This is a genomic window from Aminobacter sp. J44, from assembly GCF_007829415.1.
Taxonomy (GTDB): domain Bacteria; phylum Pseudomonadota; class Alphaproteobacteria; order Rhizobiales; family Rhizobiaceae; genus Aerobium.
In genome coordinates this window covers 1-18,412 of record NZ_VLJG01000014.1, presented here as the reverse complement: position 1 = coordinate 18,412, position 18,412 = coordinate 1, and the positions used below count along the sequence as shown (strand labels likewise).

19 protein-coding genes are annotated in these 18,412 nt (G+C 63.1%); 7 read left to right on the top strand and 12 right to left on the bottom strand.

Annotated features, from left to right (window positions below):
* The first annotated feature begins 82 nt into the window (after window positions 1-82).
* The gene (alaS, locus tag L610_RS07300) at window positions 83-2,746 is read left to right on the top strand and encodes an alanine--tRNA ligase (RefSeq protein WP_144703896.1); all 2,664 of its coding nucleotides are present in this window, start codon (window positions 83-85) and stop codon (window positions 2,744-2,746) included.
* Between the two features lie 206 nt (window positions 2,747-2,952).
* Here alaS and L610_RS07295 read toward each other — a convergent pair whose 3' ends face one another.
* Window positions 2,953-3,315, bottom strand: a complete 363-nt coding sequence (locus L610_RS07295; protein WP_144703892.1) for a PRC-barrel domain-containing protein — start codon at window positions 3,313-3,315, stop codon at window positions 2,953-2,955.
* Window positions 3,316-3,465: 150 nt separating this feature from the next.
* Entirely contained in the window at window positions 3,466-4,677 is a 1,212-nt protein-coding gene (locus L610_RS07290) for an NADP-dependent isocitrate dehydrogenase (RefSeq protein ID WP_024848736.1), read from the bottom strand.
* A gap of 230 nt (window positions 4,678-4,907) precedes the next feature.
* Between L610_RS07290 and L610_RS07285 the strand changes: the two genes are divergently transcribed.
* From L610_RS07285 to ttcA, 5 genes are all read left to right on the top strand, one after another.
* On the top strand, window positions 4,908-5,753 hold the full coding sequence (locus L610_RS07285; RefSeq protein WP_024848737.1) for an RNA methyltransferase: 846 nt from the start codon (window positions 4,908-4,910) through the stop codon (window positions 5,751-5,753).
* A complete protein-coding gene (gene murI, locus L610_RS07280; protein WP_024848738.1) occupies window positions 5,746-6,540 on the top strand; it encodes a glutamate racemase in 795 nt (264 codons plus the stop codon). The genes L610_RS07285 and murI overlap by 8 nt, the downstream gene beginning before the upstream one ends.
* Before the next feature lie 215 nt (window positions 6,541-6,755).
* Window positions 6,756-7,373, top strand: a complete 618-nt coding sequence (gene rpsD, locus L610_RS07275; RefSeq protein WP_024848739.1) for a 30S ribosomal protein S4 — start codon at window positions 6,756-6,758, stop codon at window positions 7,371-7,373.
* Between the two features lie 77 nt (window positions 7,374-7,450).
* Window positions 7,451-8,380 carry a glutaminase gene (locus tag L610_RS07270; protein ID WP_024848740.1) on the top strand — a complete coding sequence of 310 codons (930 nt, stop codon included), beginning with the start codon at window positions 7,451-7,453 and terminating at the stop codon, window positions 8,378-8,380.
* A 15-nt stretch (window positions 8,381-8,395) separates the two neighbouring features.
* Window positions 8,396-9,250 (top strand): tRNA 2-thiocytidine(32) synthetase TtcA, encoded by an 855-nt coding sequence (gene ttcA / locus L610_RS07265; protein WP_144703889.1) that lies wholly within the window; start codon window positions 8,396-8,398, stop codon window positions 9,248-9,250.
* Here the strand turns inward: ttcA and L610_RS07260 are convergent.
* The 10 genes from L610_RS07260 to purC all read right to left on the bottom strand — a co-directional run bounded on the left by L610_RS07260 (window position 9,240) and on the right by purC (window position 17,649).
* Window positions 9,240-10,496 carry a multidrug effflux MFS transporter gene (locus L610_RS07260; protein WP_144703886.1) on the bottom strand — a complete coding sequence of 419 codons (1,257 nt, stop codon included), beginning with the start codon at window positions 10,494-10,496 and terminating at the stop codon, window positions 9,240-9,242. The two genes, ttcA and L610_RS07260, sit on opposite strands and share 11 nt — an antisense overlap.
* Window positions 10,497-10,581: 85 nt before the next feature.
* Window positions 10,582-10,917: a Grx4 family monothiol glutaredoxin gene (gene grxD, locus L610_RS07255; RefSeq protein WP_024848743.1), complete on the bottom strand. Its 336-nt coding sequence runs from the start codon at window positions 10,915-10,917 to the stop codon at window positions 10,582-10,584.
* 118 nt (window positions 10,918-11,035) lie between these two features.
* On the bottom strand, window positions 11,036-12,205 hold the full coding sequence (locus tag L610_RS07250) for a hypothetical protein (protein WP_034330339.1): 1,170 nt from the start codon (window positions 12,203-12,205) through the stop codon (window positions 11,036-11,038).
* Between the two features lie 102 nt (window positions 12,206-12,307).
* On the bottom strand, window positions 12,308-12,541 hold the full coding sequence (locus L610_RS07245; protein ID WP_024848745.1) for a BolA/IbaG family iron-sulfur metabolism protein: 234 nt from the start codon (window positions 12,539-12,541) through the stop codon (window positions 12,308-12,310).
* Between the two features lie 14 nt (window positions 12,542-12,555).
* Window positions 12,556-14,754, bottom strand: coding sequence for a phosphoribosylformylglycinamidine synthase subunit PurL (purL, locus tag L610_RS07240; RefSeq protein WP_034330313.1), 2,199 nt, complete (start codon window positions 14,752-14,754; stop codon window positions 12,556-12,558).
* A gap of 56 nt (window positions 14,755-14,810) precedes the next feature.
* Complete coding sequence (locus L610_RS07235) at window positions 14,811-15,467, bottom strand: hypothetical protein (protein ID WP_024848747.1); 657 nt, start codon at window positions 15,465-15,467, stop codon at window positions 14,811-14,813.
* 49 nt (window positions 15,468-15,516) lie between these two features.
* On the bottom strand, window positions 15,517-15,915 hold the full coding sequence (locus L610_RS07230; protein ID WP_024848748.1) for a hypothetical protein: 399 nt from the start codon (window positions 15,913-15,915) through the stop codon (window positions 15,517-15,519).
* Window positions 15,912-16,580: a phosphoribosylformylglycinamidine synthase subunit PurQ gene (purQ, locus tag L610_RS07225; protein ID WP_024848749.1), complete on the bottom strand. Its 669-nt coding sequence runs from the start codon at window positions 16,578-16,580 to the stop codon at window positions 15,912-15,914. Before purQ ends, L610_RS07230 begins: the two co-directional genes overlap by 4 nt.
* Before the next feature lie 18 nt (window positions 16,581-16,598).
* Window positions 16,599-16,841, bottom strand: a complete 243-nt coding sequence (gene purS, locus L610_RS07220; protein ID WP_024848750.1) for a phosphoribosylformylglycinamidine synthase subunit PurS — start codon at window positions 16,839-16,841, stop codon at window positions 16,599-16,601.
* Window positions 16,842-16,860: 19 nt separating this feature from the next.
* The gene (gene purC / locus L610_RS07215) at window positions 16,861-17,649 is read right to left on the bottom strand and encodes a phosphoribosylaminoimidazolesuccinocarboxamide synthase (protein WP_024848751.1); all 789 of its coding nucleotides are present in this window, start codon (window positions 17,647-17,649) and stop codon (window positions 16,861-16,863) included.
* A gap of 260 nt (window positions 17,650-17,909) precedes the next feature.
* Between purC and L610_RS07210 the strand changes: the two genes are divergently transcribed.
* Window positions 17,910-18,412, top strand: a 503-nt coding sequence (locus L610_RS07210; RefSeq protein ID WP_144703883.1) for a GTP-binding protein, incomplete at its 3' end; no start/stop codon positions are given.

Genomic DNA, 18,412 nt, shown 5'->3' with positions numbered 1-18,412 from the left:
CTGGACAGCTTGAAAGCTGGACGTTAAAAGGCCTTTCCTTTCGGCCGCAAGGGGTGCGGCCGCTCTACCTGAAGGCATCGGCATGAGTGGTGGCGTCAACGAAATCCGGTCGACTTTTCTCGACTACTTCCGCAAGAACGGGCACGAGATTGTAGCGTCCAGCCCTCTGGTGCCTCGCAACGACCCGACATTGATGTTCACCAATGCGGGCATGGTCCAGTTCAAGAACGTCTTTACCGGACTTGAGACGCGCCCCTACACGCGCGCTGCCACCGCTCAGAAGAGCGTGCGCGCCGGCGGCAAGCACAACGACCTCGACAATGTCGGCTACACCGCTCGCCATCTCACCTTCTTCGAGATGCTCGGCAACTTCTCCTTCGGCGATTATTTCAAGGCCGAGGCGATCGAGCTTGCCTGGAACCTGATCACCAAGGACTTCGCCCTTCCGAAGGAAAAGCTGCTGGTCACCGTCTACCACACGGATGACGAGGCGGCTGAGCTCTGGAAGAAGATCGCCGCCTTCTCCGACGACAAGATCATCCGCATCCCGACCAGCGACAATTTCTGGGCGATGGGCGATACCGGTCCGTGCGGGCCGTGCTCGGAGATTTTCATCGATCGCGGCGAGCACATCTGGGGCGGCCCTCCCGGAAGCCCGGAAGAGGATGGTGACCGGTTCCTCGAATTCTGGAACCTGGTCTTCATGCAGTACGAGCAGGTCACCAAGGACGAGCGCGTCGACCTGCCGCGTCCGTCGATCGACACCGGCATGGGCCTCGAGCGCATGGCCTCGATCCTGCAGGGCGTCGAGAGCGTCTTCGAGACCGACCTGTTCCGCCACCTGATCGAGGCGACCGCCTCGGCGCTCGCCAAGGGACCGCAGCCCGACAACGTCGCTTCGTTCCGCGTCATCGCCGACCACCTGCGCTCGTCCTGCTTCCTGATCGCTGACGGCGTGCTGCCGTCGAACGAGGGCCGCGGCTACGTGCTTCGCCGCATCATGCGCCGCGCGATGCGCCATGCGCAGCTGCTTGGCGCCGCTGAGCCGCTGATGCACCGTCTGGTGCCGGCGCTGGTGCGCGAGATGGGCCAGGCCTATCCGGAACTCGGCCGCGCCGAGGCGCTGATCACCGAGACGCTGAAGCTTGAGGAAACCCGCTTCCGCAAGACGCTGGCCCGCGGCCTTGGTCTCCTCGAAGAGGCGACCTCGGGTCTGACGCAGGGCGCGCGCCTCGACGGCGAGACCGCGTTCAAGCTCTACGACACCTACGGCTTCCCGCTGGACCTCACGCAGGATGCGCTGCGCCAGCGCGGCATTCAGGTCGACACCGACGGCTTCAACGCCGCGATGGAGCGCCAGAAGGCCGAGGCCCGCGCCAACTGGTCTGGATCGGGCGAAGCGGCGACCGAGGCTGTCTGGTTCGCGCTGCGCGACAAATTGGGCGCGACCGAGTTCCTCGGCTACGAGACCGAGAAGGCCGAGGGCGTCATTACCGCGCTGGTGAAGGACGGCCAGGAAGTCGAGCGTGCGGCCGAAGGCGACGAAATCTCCGTCATCGTCAACCAGACGCCGTTCTACGGCGAGTCCGGCGGCCAGGTCGGCGACACCGGCATTTTTGCTGGCGAAGGTTTCCGCATCGAGATCATCGACACCCAGAAGAAGGCTGACGGCCTCTTCGTCCACTCGGCAAAGGTCGTGTCCGGTTCAGTTGCGCGGGGCGCTGCCGTCGAGATGACGGTCGACCACGCCCGCCGCTCGAAAATCCGCGCCAACCACTCGGCGACGCACCTCATGCACGAGGCGCTGCGCGAGGTTCTCGGCACCCATGTAGCCCAGAAGGGCTCGCTGGTTTCGCCGGATCGCTTGCGCTTCGACTTTTCGCATCCGAAGCCGATTTCTCCGGAAGAACTCGAGCTGGTCGAGACATACGCCAACGAGATCGTACTGCAGAACGCCGAAGTCACAACGCGCCTGATGGCGGTCGATGACGCGATCGCCGAGGGCGCCATGGCGCTGTTCGGCGAAAAGTACGGTGACGAGGTTCGCGTCGTTCGCATGGGCACCGCCCTTCATGGCGACAAGGCTGGCAAGGCGTATTCGACCGAGCTGTGCGGCGGCACGCATGTCTCGGCCACGGGCGACATCGGCCTGATCCGCGTCGTTTCGGAAGGTGCTGTTGCTGCGGGCGTGCGCCGTATCGAGGCGCTGACTGGCGATGCTGCCCGCCGCTATCTCGACGAGCAGGAGCGTCGCCTTAAGGCAGCCGCTTCCGTGCTCAAGGTCGCCCCGGCGGATGTCGTCACCCGCCTTGAGGCGGTCCTCGAAGAGCGCAAGAAGATGGAGCGCGAGCTTGCCGAAGCCCGTCGCCAGCTGGCGCTCGGTGGTGGCTCCGGCAGCAAGGCCAGCGATACCGAAACCGTTGCCGGCATCAACTTCCTTGGCCGTGTCGTCTCGGGCGTGACGCCGAAGGACCTCAAGCCGCTTGCAGACGAAGGCAAGAAGACGCTGGGTTCCGGCGTTGTGGTCTTCGTCGGCACCTCGGAAGACGGAAAGGCGAGCGTCGTGGTTGGCGTCACCGACGACATCAAGGATCGCTTCTCGGCTGTTGATCTTGTCCGTGCGGCATCGGCTGCAATCGGCGGGCAGGGCGGCGGCGGCCGTCCCGACATGGCCCAGGCCGGTGGCCCGGATGGCTCGAAGGCTGAAGCCGCCATCGAGGCCGTGAAGGCAATCCTCGCCGCCTGAGGCGCCGACGTTGAAACATGAACCAAGGGCCGCTCATGCGGCCCTTCAGTTTGTTGACAAACCCTCGACGCACCTTTCCGGAGCCCGAGATTCACGGAACGTCTCAGATTCAAAGTGAGAACGGATCGGAATCAACAAGCCTGATTTGAAGGCTCGCGGAACTTTGTCAGCAGTCTGAAGGGCCGCTCATGCGGCCCTTTTTCTTGTCAGTCGTTCCAGATTTCCATGGCGCTGACCCCCTCGGCGTCAACGTTGAGGATCAGCCGGTTGTTCTCCCAAGTGAACTGGTCGAGCGGAACGACAATCTCTTCCTTCGGATAGGCACCGCCCTGCTCGAACTCGACGACAAGGGCGGATGGGGTGCTGGCGTCGGTGCCCAATACGTCGTCGACCTCGCCGATCTTCGTACCGGACGCATTGTGGACGTCGAGATCCTCGACCTGGTCGACGGTCGCGCCAATGGCCGGTACCTGGACGTTATCTTCCAGTTTTGTCCATGCGCCCTGCGCGAATGCTGTGGACGAGGCGAGGGCGGCTGCGAGGAATGCGCTGTGTTTCAATTTCAGCATGTCGGGACTCCCTGTTCGGGTACTCAATTCCCCGCAGGGTGAAAAGTTCGCCTGCTCGTAGCTGCACTGACCATAAATAAAAATGCCGGCGCGAATGTCGCGCCGGCGTCTCGTTGTTCAACTACAGACGGTGACTGTCCGCGCCTCTGATCAGGCCATGGCCTTCTGCAGGTTCTCGTCGATCTTGTCGAGGAAGCCGGTGGTCGACAGCCACGGCTGGTCGGCGCCGATCAGCAGCGCGAGGTCCTTGGTCATGAAGCCCGACTCGACGGTCTGGATGCAGACCTTCTCGAGGGTCTCGGCGAAGACCTTCAGCTGCTCGTTGTCGTCGAGCTTGGCGCGGTGCGCGAGGCCGCGGGTCCAGGCGAAGATCGACGCGATCGAGTTGGTCGAGGTCTCCTCGCCCTTCTGGTGCTGGCGGTAGTGACGGGTCACGGTGCCGTGTGCGGCCTCGGCCTCTACGGTTTTGCCATCCGGGGTCATCAGCACCGAGGTCATCAGGCCGAGCGAGCCGAAGCCCTGCGCGACGGTGTCGGACTGGACGTCGCCGTCATAGTTCTTGCACGCCCAGACGTAGCCGCCCGACCACTTCAGCGAGGCAGCGACCATGTCGTCGATCAGGCGGTGTTCGTACCAGATGCCGAGTTCCTTGAACTGGGCGGCGAACTCCTGCTCGTAGACTTCCTGGAAGATGTCCTTGAAGCGGCCGTCATAGGCCTTCAGGATGGTGTTTTTGGTCGACAGGTAGACCGGCCACTTGCGCAGCAGGCCGTAGTTCAGCGAGGCGCGGGCGAAGTCGCGGATCGACTCGTCGAGGTTGTACATGCCCATGGCGACACCGGCTGCCGGCGCGTCGAACACTTCATGCTCGATGACCTGGCCGTCCTCGCCGACGAACTTCATCGTCAGCTTGCCCTTGCCCGGGAAGCGGAAGTCGGTCGCGCGGTACTGGTCGCCAAAGGCGTGACGGCCGACGACGATCGGCTGGGTCCAGCCCGGAACCAGGCGCGGGACGTTCTTCATGATGATGGGCTCGCGGAAGATCGTGCCGCCGAGGATGTTGCGGATGGTGCCGTTCGGCGACTTCCACATCTTCTTCAGGCCGAATTCCTTCACGCGGGCTTCGTCCGGCGTGATGGTGGCGCACTTGACGCCGACGCCGTACTTCTGGATCGCCTTGGCGGCGTCGATCGTGATCTGATCGTCGGTAGCGTCGCGAGCCTCGATGCCGAGGTCGTAGTAATGCAGGTCAATGTCAAGGTAAGGGTGGATCAGCTTGTCCTTGATGAGCTGCCAGATGATCCTGGTCATCTCATCGCCGTCGAGCTCGACAACCGGATTTGCCACCTTGATCTTTGCCATGAGCATTGCCTCACTTTCAGGGGAGGGCCCAATGGCCCTTCTATGGATGGAAATGGCGCCCCTATAGCATTGCCGCCGGGCAACGCAAAGCCTTGGCAGCACGGTATTTCCCGGTTCTTCTTTCTGCCCCACCGGCAAGCGCGGCTTAATGCAGCGCATATAAGCTATGTCTTCAAATTACCTCCTGCCTGTGGCAGGGACGGAAACCCAAATCAGCAGGATGAGTGACCGTGGCAGGTACTGACCGCGAGAAGCAGTTGATCCAGGAAGGTCCAGCGATCGTCCTGGTCGAGCCACAGCTCGGCGAAAACATCGGCATGGTGGCGCGCGCCATGGCGAATTTCGGCCTGGCCGAACTTCGTCTCGTCAATCCGCGCGACGGCTGGCCGAACGAGAAGGCGCGCTCGGCGGCTTCCAAGGCCGACCACGTCATTGACGGCGCGCGCGTGTTCGACACGCTGCCTGAAGCCATCGCCGACATGAACTACGTAATCGCGACGACCGCGCGCCAGCGCGACGGTTTCAAGCCGGTGCGTGGCCCCGTCGAAGCCAGCCAGATACTGCGCCAGCGTTTTGCTGCTGGCCAGAAGACCGGCATCCTGTTCGGACGCGAGCGCTTCGGGCTCTACAACGAAGAGGTCGGCCTCGCCGACGAGATCGTGACCTTCCCGGTCAATCCGGCCTTCGCCTCGCTCAATATCGCCCAGGCGGTGCTGCTCATGTCGTATGAGTGGATGAAGGCAGGCATGGAGGACGAACTCGACCTCGCCTTCAGGGGCCCGGAGATCACGCCGGCGCCGAAGGTGGCGCTGCAGGGCCTGTTCGACCACCTGGAAGAAGCGCTGCAGGTGCGCGGCTATTTCCGCCCGGCGGCGAAGAAGCCGAAGATGGTCGACAATCTGCGCGCGGTACTGACCCGTCCGGGCTTCAGCGAGGCTGAGATCAAGGTGCTGCGCGGCATCGTCGCCTCGCTCGACTATTTTTCTCCCAAGGAGCCGCGCGGGACGTCCTATCCGCAGCGCAAGGCCAAGGCTGACGCCAAGGCGCACGGAAGCGAGGACGCTTCCGATGAGTGAACGTCCCGTACTCGTCTTCGATTCGGGCGTCGGCGGGCTGACGGTTCTGCGCGAGGCGCGGGTGCTAATGCCGGATCGGCAATTTGTCTACGTCGCGGACGATGCCGGCTTTCCTTATGGCGCCTGGGCCGAGGAGGCGCTGCGCGAGCGTATCGTCAAACTGTTCGGCACGCTGCTCGCCAAGTACAAGCCGGAGATCGCGGTCATTGCCTGCAACACGGCGTCCACGCTGGTCCTGGGCGATCTGCGCGCGGCCTATCCGGACACGCCGTTCGTCGGCACCGTGCCAGCGATCAAGCCGGCGGCGGAGCGTACGCGCTCCGGCATTGTTTCAGTGCTGGCAACGCCGGGAACTGTCCGGCGCCAGTACACCCGCGATCTGATCGACCACTGGGCGTCGAAGGTGCATGTTCGCCTTGTCGGAAGTGAGCGTCTTGCCTCGCTCGCGGAGGCCTACATGCGCGACGGATTTGTCGACGAGGAGGCGGTGCGGGCGGAGATCGCACCGTGCTTCATCGAGCAGGACGGCAAGCGCACCGACATCGTCGTGCTTGCCTGCACGCATTATCCGTTCCTGGTGAACCGCATGCGCAAGACGGCGCCCTGGCCGGTCGACTGGATCGATCCCGCAGAGGCGATCGCCCGGCGCGCGCTGTCACTGCTCGCGCCCGTGCAGCGGGACGAGCTCGCCGAGCCGCTGTTTCCAACCGACATTGCCGTGTTCACGACAGGCCAGCCGGACCGTGCGTCGCGGCGGCTCATGCAGGGGTTCGGGCTGCACGCCTGAATTCCCGCAGTTTGCGTTGACATTGGGGACGGAATCCCATAGGTCAGCGCCAACTCCGCGCCGCAAGGTGCGGTGTTGTCGTTTACGTGTCCCGTGGACATCTTCGCAATGCGTGCGTGGGTTGTCCTGTCAGGTCTCCATTGCGGGGCCAAAGGAGGGCGCGTTCCTTTGCCCGGGGCGAGAGCTTCGGGTGCAACTCTTTGAAAGGGAATGCGATGAGCAAGCGCGAATCCGCAAAGTACAAAATTGACCGCCGTATGGGCGAAAACATCTGGGGCCGTCCGAAGTCCCCGGTGAACAAGCGCGAATACGGCCCGGGCCAGCACGGCCAGCGCCGCAAGGGCAAGATGTCGGACTTCGGTCTGCAGCTGCGCGCCAAGCAGAAGCTCAAGGGCTACTACGGCGACATCTCCGAGAAGCAGTTCCGCAAGACCTATGACGAGGCTGCTCGTCGCAAGGGCGACACCCCGGACAACCTGATCGGTCTGCTCGAGTCGCGCCTCGACGCGATCGTCTACCGCGCCAAGTTCGTTCCGACGATCTTCGCTGCCCGTCAGTTCGTCAACCACGGCCACGTCAACGTCAACGGCAAGCGCGTGAACATCGGTTCCTACCGCTGCAAGCCGGGCGACGTCATCGAGGTCCGCGAGAAGTCGAAGCAGCTCGTCATCGTTCTGGAGTCCGTCCAGCTCGCTGAGCGTGATGTTCCGGACTATCTCGAGGTCGACCACAACAAGATGACTGCGAAGTTCCTCCGCGCCCCGGGCCTCGCCGAGGTTCCGTACCCGGTCCAGATGGAGCCGAACCTGGTCGTCGAGTTCTACTCGCGCTAACAGGTGCCAGCGTCTGACGCTACGAATTCGGAAAGCCGCCTTCGGGCGGCTTTTTCGTCAGATAGAGGGGGTATCGGATGGAAGACCTTCAGGCTCTTGTCGACGACATCAGCAGGGAGATGGCCGCGCGGGAAGAACGCGGGAAGGTGGCCGACTACATCCCCGAACTGGCAAAGGTCGACCCCGGGCATTTCGGCATCGCCATCACGACCGTGGGCGGCCGCGAATATTTCGCCGGCGACGCCGAGCTGCCATTTTCCATCCAGAGCGTCTCCAAGGTCTTCGCGCTGACGCTGGCGCTCGGCAAGGTCGGTGACCGGCTGTGGAACCGTGTCGGGCGCGAACCTTCGGGCTCCGCCTTCAACTCGATCGTCCAACTCGAGCGCGAGAACGGCAAGCCGCGCAATCCCTTCATCAATGCGGGTGCGATCGTCGTGGCAGACCATCTGCTCGGCGGCCACATGCCGAAGGAAGCGATCGGCGAAATCGTGCAGTTCGTCCGCTTCCTGGCCGACGACGATTCGATCTACATCGACCACGCGGTCGCGAAGTCCGAGCAGGAAACCGGCTTCCGCAACTTCGCGCTGGCGCAGTTCATGCGCTCGTTCGGCATCATCGAACATCCGGCCGAGCAGGTGCTCGGCGTCTATTTCCACCAGTGCGCGCTTGCCATGACGTGCCGGCAGCTCGCGCGCGCCGGCTTGTTTCTGGCAGCCGGCGGCACAAATCCGCGAACGGGGCGCACTGTCGTCTCGCGCGACCGCGCGCGCCGCATCAACGCCCTCATGCTCACCTGCGGCCACTATGACGGGTCCGGCGAGTTCGCCTACCGCGTCGGCCTGCCGGGCAAGAGCGGCGTCGGCGGCGGCATTCTTGCGGTTGCGCCGGGCAAGGCATCGGTCGCAGTGTGGTCGCCGGGCCTGAACAAGAATGGCAATTCGCTACTCGGCAGCCAGGCGCTGGAAATGCTGGCGCAACGCACCGGCTGGTCTATCTTCGGGCAATAGAAAGGGTCCGCAGCCATGAACATCGCCGTCGACACGCCTGAAGCCGAGGACGATCTCGCCGCCACGCATCCAATGTTTCGGGATGCGCCGAGCTCGGGTGAGTTCAACAAGCTGCGCAAGCGCCTGATCCGCAATACTCGGCAGGCCATCGAAGACTTTGCAATGATTACGCCCGGCCAGAAGTGGCTCGTGGCGCTTTCCGGGGGCAAGGATTCCTATGGGCTGCTGGCGCTGTTGCTGGACCTGAAGTGGCGCGGGCTGCTGCCGGTCGAGCTGCTTGCCTGCAATCTCGATCAGGGCCAGCCGAATTTCCCGACGCACATCCTGCCGGACTACCTGACGCGCATCGGCGTGGAGCACCGGATCGAATACCAGGACACCTATTCGGTCGTCACCGACAAGATCCCTGAGAACAAAACCTACTGCTCGCTCTGCTCGCGCCTGCGCCGAGGCCATCTCTACCGCATCGCGCGGGAAGAGGGGTGCTCGGCGCTCGTCCTTGGCCATCACCGCGAGGACATTCTGGAGACCTTCTTCCTCAACCTGTTCCACGGCGGACGGCTGGCCGCGATGCCGCCGAAGCTGGTGAACGACGAGGGTGACCTCCTGGTGATGCGACCGCTGGCCTATTGCGCGGAGAACGACCTCGCGCGCTTCGCGGAAGCCATGAAGTTCCCGATCATCCCCTGCGACCTGTGTGGTAGCCAGGAGGGTCTGCAGCGCAATGCGATGAAGATGATGCTCGATGACATCGAGCGCAGGATGCCGGGCCGCAAGGATACAATGATCAGGGCTCTCGGTAATGTGCGGCCGAGCCATCTGCTCGACCGCAATCTGTTCGACTTTGCGTCGCTGGGGGTCAGTGCCTGAGCCCCTCCTGACGCTGCGGGGCGGCCGCGTAGAGTTTGCCCTTTTCTGCAATCGCCACCAGCACCAGCGCGATCACCGCCAGGCCGAAGAAGCTGGCGGCAAGCGGCGTGGTCGTGCCGTCGAAAGCCTGGCCGATCACCGCACCGATGAAGCCGCCACCCAGCGTCTGGATGAAGCCCTGAACCGATGAAGCCGAGCCGGCGATGTGGCCGAGCGGCTCCATTGCGATCGAGTTGAAGTTCGAGCCGATCCAGCCGAACTGGAACATCGCCAGCGCGAACAGGATCAGGAACGGCACGAACGGCACGGTGCCGTTCATCGACCACACCAGCCAGATCAGCGAGACGAGCATGAAGCCGGTCAGAGCGCCGTGCGACAGGCGACGCATGCCGACCCGAACAACGAAGCGCGAGTTGAGGTAGGACGACAGGGCCATGAAGCCGGCGATCACCGCGAAGACGAGCGGGAACGTGTTCCCGAGGCCATAGATGCCGACATAGACCTGCTGTGCCGAATTGATGAAGGCAAACAGCGCGCCGAAGACGAAGGTGGAGGCCAGCGTGTAGAGCAGCGAGAAGCGATTGGTCAGGACAATCGCAAATGCGCTGCCGATCGACGCAATCGTGAACGGCCTGCGATCTTCCGGCGCGAGCGTCTCCGGCATGCGCAGGAAGCCCCATAGGACGATCGCGGCGCCGGCGATTCCCATCGAGAAGAAGATGAACTGCCAGCCGCCAATCAGCAGCATGATCTGCCCCACGGACGGCGCGATGACGGGGATGACCATGAACACCATGAAGATCAGCGACATAGTCTCAGCCATCTGCCGGCCGCCAAAGCGGTCGCGGACCATCGATACGGCAATGACGCGGGTCGAGGCGGCGCCAATGCCCTGCAGGAAGCGCATGGCGAGCACGCCCTCAAACGACGTCATGAACGCGGCCGCAATTGCCGCGACGACATAGATGAGCATGCCGGCCATCAGCGGATTGCGGCGGCCGTAGCGGTCGGATAGCGGCCCGTAGGGGAGCAGCGCCAGCGCCATGCCGGCAAAATAGGCCGAGATGACATACTGGCGGTGGTTCTCGTTCTCGACGCCCAGACTTGCTCCCATCTGCTGCAGGCCCGGCAGCATGATGTCGATGGCGAGTGCGTTCAGGGACATTAGGGCCGCGGCGAGCGCGATGAACTCGATCTTCGACAGTCCAAGTCCTGGTGCTTTTTCTTCTCCGGTTCTTTGTTGCATCCGGATTTTCCTTATTAAGACGAGAAATGCGCCGGTTGTTACCGACGCATTCGAAGTTTTTCAATTAAGCGGTTGCTGCGAGGGATCAGGCAGCGCCGCGCAGGCTGATGCCCCTCTCAGACAGAAAATCTTGAAGCTCGCCCGCCTGGAACATCTCGCGGACGATGTCGCAACCGCCGACAAACTCACCCTTCACGTAAAGCTGCGGGATGGTCGGCCAGTTCGAGTAATCCTTGATGCCCTGGCGGATTTCGTCGGAGCTGAGGACGTTGATGCCCTTGTAGTCGACACCCAGGTAGTCAAGGATCTGGACGACCTGCCCCGAGAAACCGCATTGCGGGAAGCCCGGCGTACCCTTCATGAAGAGCACGACGTCGTTGGTCTTGACCTCATTGTCGATGAATTCGTGGATGTCGCTCATCTGGCGTGTCCTTTACTGGTCGGGTTCAAGGTCCGACGTTGGATGATTTGCCCCTATGTATTGCAGTGGAGGCAAAGGCGCAATCGTACGCACAAGATCGTGCACGCACTGTGGCGCTTCAGCGACCCGAAACTGACCCGTCTTCCGCAATCGGCGGCAGCTGGTCGTAGCTATAGCCGACGAACGACGCAGCGGGCAGGGGGCCTGCCACCATCAGCCCGAAGTCGTGCGGCACGCGCAGGTCCGATCCCATCACATACTGCCGGTGAACGCGCAGGATGTCGTACTTGATTCGCTTATAGTGCTCGCGGGTCAGGGTGCGGCGCACGCGCATCTGCACTATTTCGGGTTGCGGCACATCGGGATGGCCGAGCGCCTTCGCCACCGGGGCCTTGTAGAAGTTCACCGGATCCGTGAGGCACTGGACCTCGAACCAGGTGACATTCGGCGCACCCAGTATCAGCTTGGCGCGCTCGCGCAGCCTCTTTGCGGAGCGCAGCAGGCCGCACTGCAGCAGCGCGCCGCCGAGAGTGAGGAACGCGACCTTCTTGCCGGCGGCGAGCTCCGGCTCCCGCTCGAGCAATGTGCCGAAGGTGTGCGTTGCCCAGTTGGTGCCCATGCTGTGCGACGCGACCAGATACTCGTCGGCCGGCTGCGAAAATGCTTCACGAAGGCCGTCATAGAATTCTTCCAACCGCCGATTTGCGTTTTCGTTGTTCTGGCGCGCCATGGCGAGCGCCAGCTGCCAGTTCGAGAACAGCAGCATGGTGTGTAGCCGCTCCGCCCTCGGGAGGAACAGGTAGCGGAAGAAGCCGAAGGCTGCCGGCAGCGACCAGATCAGGTGCAGCGGCGAGAGGTCAAAGATGAACGGTATGAGGGCAATGCCGGCCGTGACCGCCAGCGCCAGCAACATCAGCAGGAACGGGAACAGAAAGAACAGTGCAAAGCGCCAAGCCCAGCGGAAGTAGCCGAACAGGCCGCCCTCGGCGATCACGTTGAGGAACGCGCCGAAACCGCGTGCGATCTGGATCGGCAGCGACCGCTTGCGCAGGGTGGCGATCACCGAGCTGTGCTCCATCAGGTAGAAGCGGGTCTCGGCACGCCAGTCTGGCCCGGAAGCGACGACATCGAAATAGGGATGGGCAGGAGAGCCGGCCAGTGCGCCGGTCTCGATCTTGCAGTTCCACTGGGTGGCGGTCTGCGCGGCGGTGCGCTGGAAGCGGATCCGCTGTGCTTCCGCATCCAGCGGTTCGAATCCGCAAAAAAGAACGGCGACGCGTCGTTTCACTGCGTCGCCGGGCGCGGACGCGTGCGTCGAATTCGGGTCCATAAATTCAAACTCACATGAATTTCAGGCAGAAGCCGACGTACGCGTTACTCTCGTATCGACTTACTGGGGAACGCTCGTCTGGAGGGCGAGTGCGTGCAGCACGCCGCCCATGTTGCCCTGCAGAGCATTGTAGACCATCTGGTGCTGCTGCACACGGGTCTTGCCGCGGAAGCTCTCGGCGACGACCTCAGCCGCGAAGTGATCGCCATCGCCGGCAAGGTCGCGAATCGTCACGACGGCATCGGGAATGCCTTCCTTGATGAGTCGTTCGATTTCCTTTGCGTCCATTGCCATAGTCCTAGCCCTCCTCAGTTGCCCATGAACTTGGGGAACCAGCCTTCATGTGCGGCCTTCAGTTCATCAACCGATATGGCACGGGCATTGCCGAGCTTCAAGGACGAGCCGCCCGTGGTACCGATACGCTGGACGCTGACGCCGTCGGCTGCGAGCTTCTCTCCCGTGCCTTTAGCAACAGTGACGAGGTAGCGGCCCTGATCCTCGCCGAAGAAGGTGGCGAGAGCGGAGCCAGATGCCGGCTCATCGATGGTGGCGCCGATGCCGGATGCCATCGCCATTTCGGCGAGCGCGACGGCAAGACCGCCGTCCGAGAGGTCGTGTGCGGCGGTCGCAACGCCGTCGGCGATCAGCTTGCGGACGAAATCGCCGACCTTGCGCTCGTGGGCGAGATCAACATGCGGGGCAGGGCCTTCCTTCTTGCCGAACAGTTCGCGCAGATAGGCCGACTGGCCGAGATGCGTGCCCCACTCGGCCGGGGCGCCGATCAGCAGGATTTCCTCGCCTTCGGCAGCGAAGGCAACGCGCGACATACGCGACCAGTCCTCGATCAGGCCGACGCCGCCGATGGTCGGGGTCGGCAGGATGCCCTTGCCGAGCGTCTCGTTGTAGAGCGAGACGTTGCCTGAGACGATCGGGAAGTCGAGGGCGCGGCAGGCCTCGCCGATGCCTTTGATGGCGAAGACGAACTGGCCCATGATCTCCGGACGTTCCGGATTGCCGAAGTTGAGGTTGTCGGTGGCCGCGAGCGGGAGCGCGCCGCTTGCGGTCAGGTTGCGCCAGCACTCGGCAACTGCCTGCTTGCCGCCCTCATACGGGTCGGCCTCGCAGTAGAACGGGTTGACGTCGGACGAGAAGGCGAGCGCCTTCTTTTCGTGACCTTCGACGCGAATGACGCCCGCATCAGCGCCCGGGCGCTGCAGCGAGTTGCCCTGGATCATGGTGTCGTACTGTTCCCACACCCAGCGGCGCGACGACAGGTTCGGCGAATCGAGCAGCTTCAGGAGCGAATCGGCGACATCAGCCTGCGGGATCTCGGATGCGGAAAGCGGCGCCGGCTTGGAAGGCTCGACCCAGGGACGGTCGTATTCCGGTGCCTCGTCGCCCAGCTCCTTGATCGGCAGGTTCGCGACTTCCTCGCCCTGGTGGAATACGCGGAAGCGCAGGTCGTCGGTCGTCTCGCCGACGACGGCGAAGTCGAGACCCCACTTGCGGAAGATCGCCTCGGCCTCGGCTTCCTTCTCGGGGCGGAGCACCATGAGCATGCGCTCCTGGCTCTCCGAGAGCATCATCTCGTAGGCCGACATCGCTTCCTCGCGGACCGGCACCTTGTCGAGGTCGAGGCGGATGCCGAGGTCGCCCTTGGCGCCCATTTCGACGGCCGAGCAGGTGAGGCCAGCCGCGCCCATGTCCTGAATGGCGATGACAGCGCCGGAGGCCATCAGCTCGAGGCAGGCTTCGAGCAGGCACTTTTCGGTGAATGGATCGCCGACCTGAACGGTCGGGCGCTTTTCCTCAATCGATTCGTCGAACTCGGCCGAGGCCATGGTCGCGCCGCCGACGCCGTCGCGGCCGGTCTTGGCGCCGAGATAGACGACCGGAAGGCCGACGCCCTCGGCCTTCGAGTAGAAGATCTTGTCGGCATCAGCTAGGCCGGCAGCGAAGGCATTGACCAGGATGTTGCCGTTATAGCGCTCGTCGAACTGGACCTCGCCACCCACGGTCGGCACGCCGAACGAATTGCCGTAGCCGCCGACACCGGCAACGACGCCGGAGACGAGGTGCTTGGTCTTCGGATGGTCAGGCTCGCCGAAGCGAAGCGCGTTCATGGCCGCGACGGGGCGTGCGCCCATGGTGAAGACGTCGCGCAGGATGCCGCCAACGCCCGTCGCCGCGCCCTGGTAAGGCTCGATGTAGGACGGGTGATTGTGGCTCTCCATCTTGAAGACAACGGCCTGGCCGTCGCCGATGTCGACCACGCCGGCGTTCTCGCCCGGACCCTGGATCACGCGGGGACCCGAGGTCGGCAGCGTACGGAGCCACTTCTTTGACGACTTGTAGGAGCAGTGCTCGTTCCACATCGCCGAGAAGATGCCGAGCTCGGTGAAGGTCGGCTCGCGGCCGATCAGCTGGAGGATGCGCTGATACTCGTCCGGCTTGAGGCCATGCGAAGCGACCAGCTCTGGCGTGATGGGAAAGTCGTTGCGGATCATGGTTCTTCCAACGTGCGTCGAACTGGCGGGGACCAGTGGTTTTTCAGTTTAGCAGCTTACGCTGCCGGATCGAGGCGGTTGCGCGCATCGGCGACCGCGGGCGGCACCGTTGCGCGTAAGCGGGTTGCGAACGCCAGTCCCATGCAGGCGATCACACCGTAGGCATTAAGTTCCAGCTGTTCTTCGAGGAAAACGAAGATGTTGGTCCAATCCGAGGGCGTCTTGGCGATGTGTTCGCTAACGTTTGAGGCAACCATGATGGCTGCCACCAGCACCACCGGCCAGACATGGACGAGGTGAACAGCGCGAATGGCTCGTAGAAGATCCTGCGTGTGGCGGGCGACGAGCGCCAGCAGGATGAGCACGACCGGAATCCAGAAGGAAAGGCGAACGCTCATGCTGCGTAACTGGTAGATCCAGCTGTCTGTACCCCAGGCAGTAAAATCGAATTCGCGCTGCAGCATCAGCAGCATGAGAGCAGTCCAGCACCACATTACGGCACGCAGGAGCCGGCGTGAGCGCAGTGCGCCGAAGATGCCTGCGAGGAACGAAGCGAACAGGACGAAGAGCTGCACGTCCTCGATCGGACCGTTCTCGATCGATGCGGCGGCCCAGCCGACGACAGCCGCCGTCGCAAAGCCCATGACGTTAAGGGCTGCGAGCACCAGCAGCAGAAGCCGGGCAAATGGACCTTTGAACGCGAAAAACGACAACGTCTCTTCCTAATGGATCAGGCACGCGCGCCAGCGAATCGAGAGCAGCTCACGCGCAGGAATCATTACCGCGGCGCCAGCGCTCGATGTCGGCGGAGATTCGCGGCGCAGCGGCCGTATCGAGCATCGGGCCGAAGGCCGACACCTGGCCGGCGCTGCCCTCTGCCTGGACAACCAGCAGCGGACGGCCGCCAAAGTTACCTTTCGGCACGAGCAGGAAACGCGGGCGGCCGGTGAAGGAGTTCAGCTCGTTGGCGAAGCTGTACTCGCGGAATGCCGGATCGCGGCTGGCGAACCAACACTTATGGGCGGCCTTTGCGACCATCTCCATGTTTCGGAGCGCAGCGCTTTTGCCGGACGGCTGGGAGACCGGGGCGGACGGCTTCGACTGGCACGCGGCGAGGGCTGCAAGTGCGGCGATCAGGGCAGCACTTGCAAGCGGCCTCATGCAGCAACTCCGAGCGCGCTCTCGAACAGGCCGCGACCGTCGACGCCGCCGTGAGCGGACTCGATCAGGTTCTCCGGATGGGGCATCATGCCGAGCACGTTGCCCTTCTCGCTGACGATGCCGGCGATGTTGTTGATCGAGCCGTTCGGGTTGGTGCCCTCGGCGTAGCGGAACGCCACCTGGCCTTCGCCCTCAAGACGCGCCAGCGTCTCGGGATCGGCAAAGTAGTTGCCGTCGTGGTGGGCGACCGGGCAACGGATGATCTGGCCCAGCTGGTAGGCGCGGGTGAAGGCGGTGTTCGCGTTCGCGACCTCAAGCTTCACCTCGCGGCAGACGAACTTCAGCGAGGTGTTGCGCATCAGCGCGCCGGGGAGCAGGCCGGCTTCCAGCAGGATCTGAAAGCCATTGCAGACGCCCATGACGAGCACGCCCTTCGCTGCCTTCTCGGCAACGGCGCGCATCACCGGCATGCGGGCGGCAATCGCGCCACAACGCAGATAGTCGCCGTAGGAAAAGCCACCCGGAATCACGATCAGGTCGACGTCCGGAATTTCGGTGTCGGTTTGCCACACGGTCAGCGGCGCGCGGCCACCGACCTTGGTCAGCGCCGCGATCATGTCGCGGTCGCGATTCAGGCCGGGCAGCAGGACAACGGCAGACTTCATGTCAGTCAGGCCTCCAGGTCAGAGGATGGCGACCGAGTAATTCTCGATCACGGTGTTGGCTAGCAGCTGTTCGCACATGGCCTTGACGTCAGCCTCGGCCTTGGCCTTGTCGGTGCCTTCCAGTTCAAGATCGAAGACCTTGCCCTGGCGGACGCCGCCAACACCTGCGAAACCGAGGGCGCCAAGCGCACCCTCGATAGCCTTGCCCTGAGGGTCCAGGACCCCGTTCTTAAGCGTTACGGTAACGCGCGCCTTGATCACTTGGCGTGTCCTTCGAAACTTAGTGAACGCTGCCCTTGTCGGGCTTGGAGGAGACGAGAACCGGACCGGAACGCGGCGGCTCGTTCTCGTTCATGATGCCGAGACGGCGGGCGACTTCCTGGTAGGCTTCGACCAGGCCGCCCATGTCGCGACGGAAACGGTCCTTGTCGAGCTTGTCCTGGGTCGTGGTGTCCCACAGGCGGCAGGAATCAGGCGAGATCTCGTCAGCGAGCACGATTCGCATCATGTCGCCCTCGAACAGGCGGCCGAATTCGACCTTGAAGTCGATCAGCTGGATGCCGACGCCGAGGAAGAGACCGCTGAGGAAATCGTTGATGCGGATGGCGAGCGCCATAATGTCATCAATTTCCTGCGGCGAGGCCCAGCCGAACGCGGTGATGTGCTCTTCCGAGACCATCGGATCGTCCAGGGCGTCTGCCTTGTAGTAGAACTCGATGATCGAGCGCGGCAGAACGGTGCCTTCCTCGAGGCCGAGACGCTTGGCCAGCGAGCCGGCCGCAACATTGCGCACAACTACCTCGAGCGGGATGATCTCGACTTCCTTGATCAGCTGCTCGCGCATGTTGAGACGGCGGATGAAGTGCGTCGGGATGCCGATCCGGTTCAGGTGCGTGAAGATGTGCTCGGAGATTCGGTTGTTGAGGACACCCTTGCCATCGACAACCTCGTGCTTCTTCTTGTTGAACGCGGTAGCGTCGTCCTTGAAGAACTGAATCAGGGTTCCAGGCTCAGGCCCCTCATAAAGGATTTTGGCCTTGCCTTCGTAGATGCGGCGACGACGTGTCATGGCTATCTCTGGTTTCCGGAGCGGCGGTAGTGCCGGGGCTCCTGTTGCTACAAGGCCTGCTGTCGGCCTTAGCCTGCGACGGGATTCACAGCGGCTCTCTATCCTAAACGCGCGCTTTCCTCAATCGGGAATGCTGCAATTGCACAGGCGGTGCACGCACTCGCCAAAAATTGACAAAAGGCTTGTGTTTTTCAGCGGTACTCGCTAAGCGCCCGCAATCTGCATCCAATACGCACCCACGGCGTCAAAGGGAAGTTGAAATGGCCAAAGGTAAATTTGAGCGCACGAAGCCGCATGTGAACATCGGTACGATTGGTCACGTTGACCACGGCAAGACGTCGACGACGGCTGCGATCACCAAGTACTTCGGTGAGTACAAGGCTTACGACCAGATCGACGCAGCGCCGGAAGAGAAGGCACGCGGCATCACCATCTCGACGGCTCACGTCGAGTACGAGACCGAGGCGCGCCACTACGCTCACGTCGACTGCCCGGGTCACGCCGACTACGTGAAGAACATGATCACCGGTGCTGCGCAGATGGACGGCGCGATCCTGGTCGTGTCGGCTGCTGACGGCCCGATGCCGCAGACCCGCGAGCACATCCTGCTCGCCCGTCAGGTTGGCGTTCCGGCGATCGTCGTGTTCCTGAACAAGGTCGACCAGGTCGACGATCCGGAGCTGCTCGAGCTCGTCGAGCTCGAGATCCGCGAGCTGCTGTCGTCCTACGAGTTCCCGGGCGACGAGATTCCGATCGTTCCGGG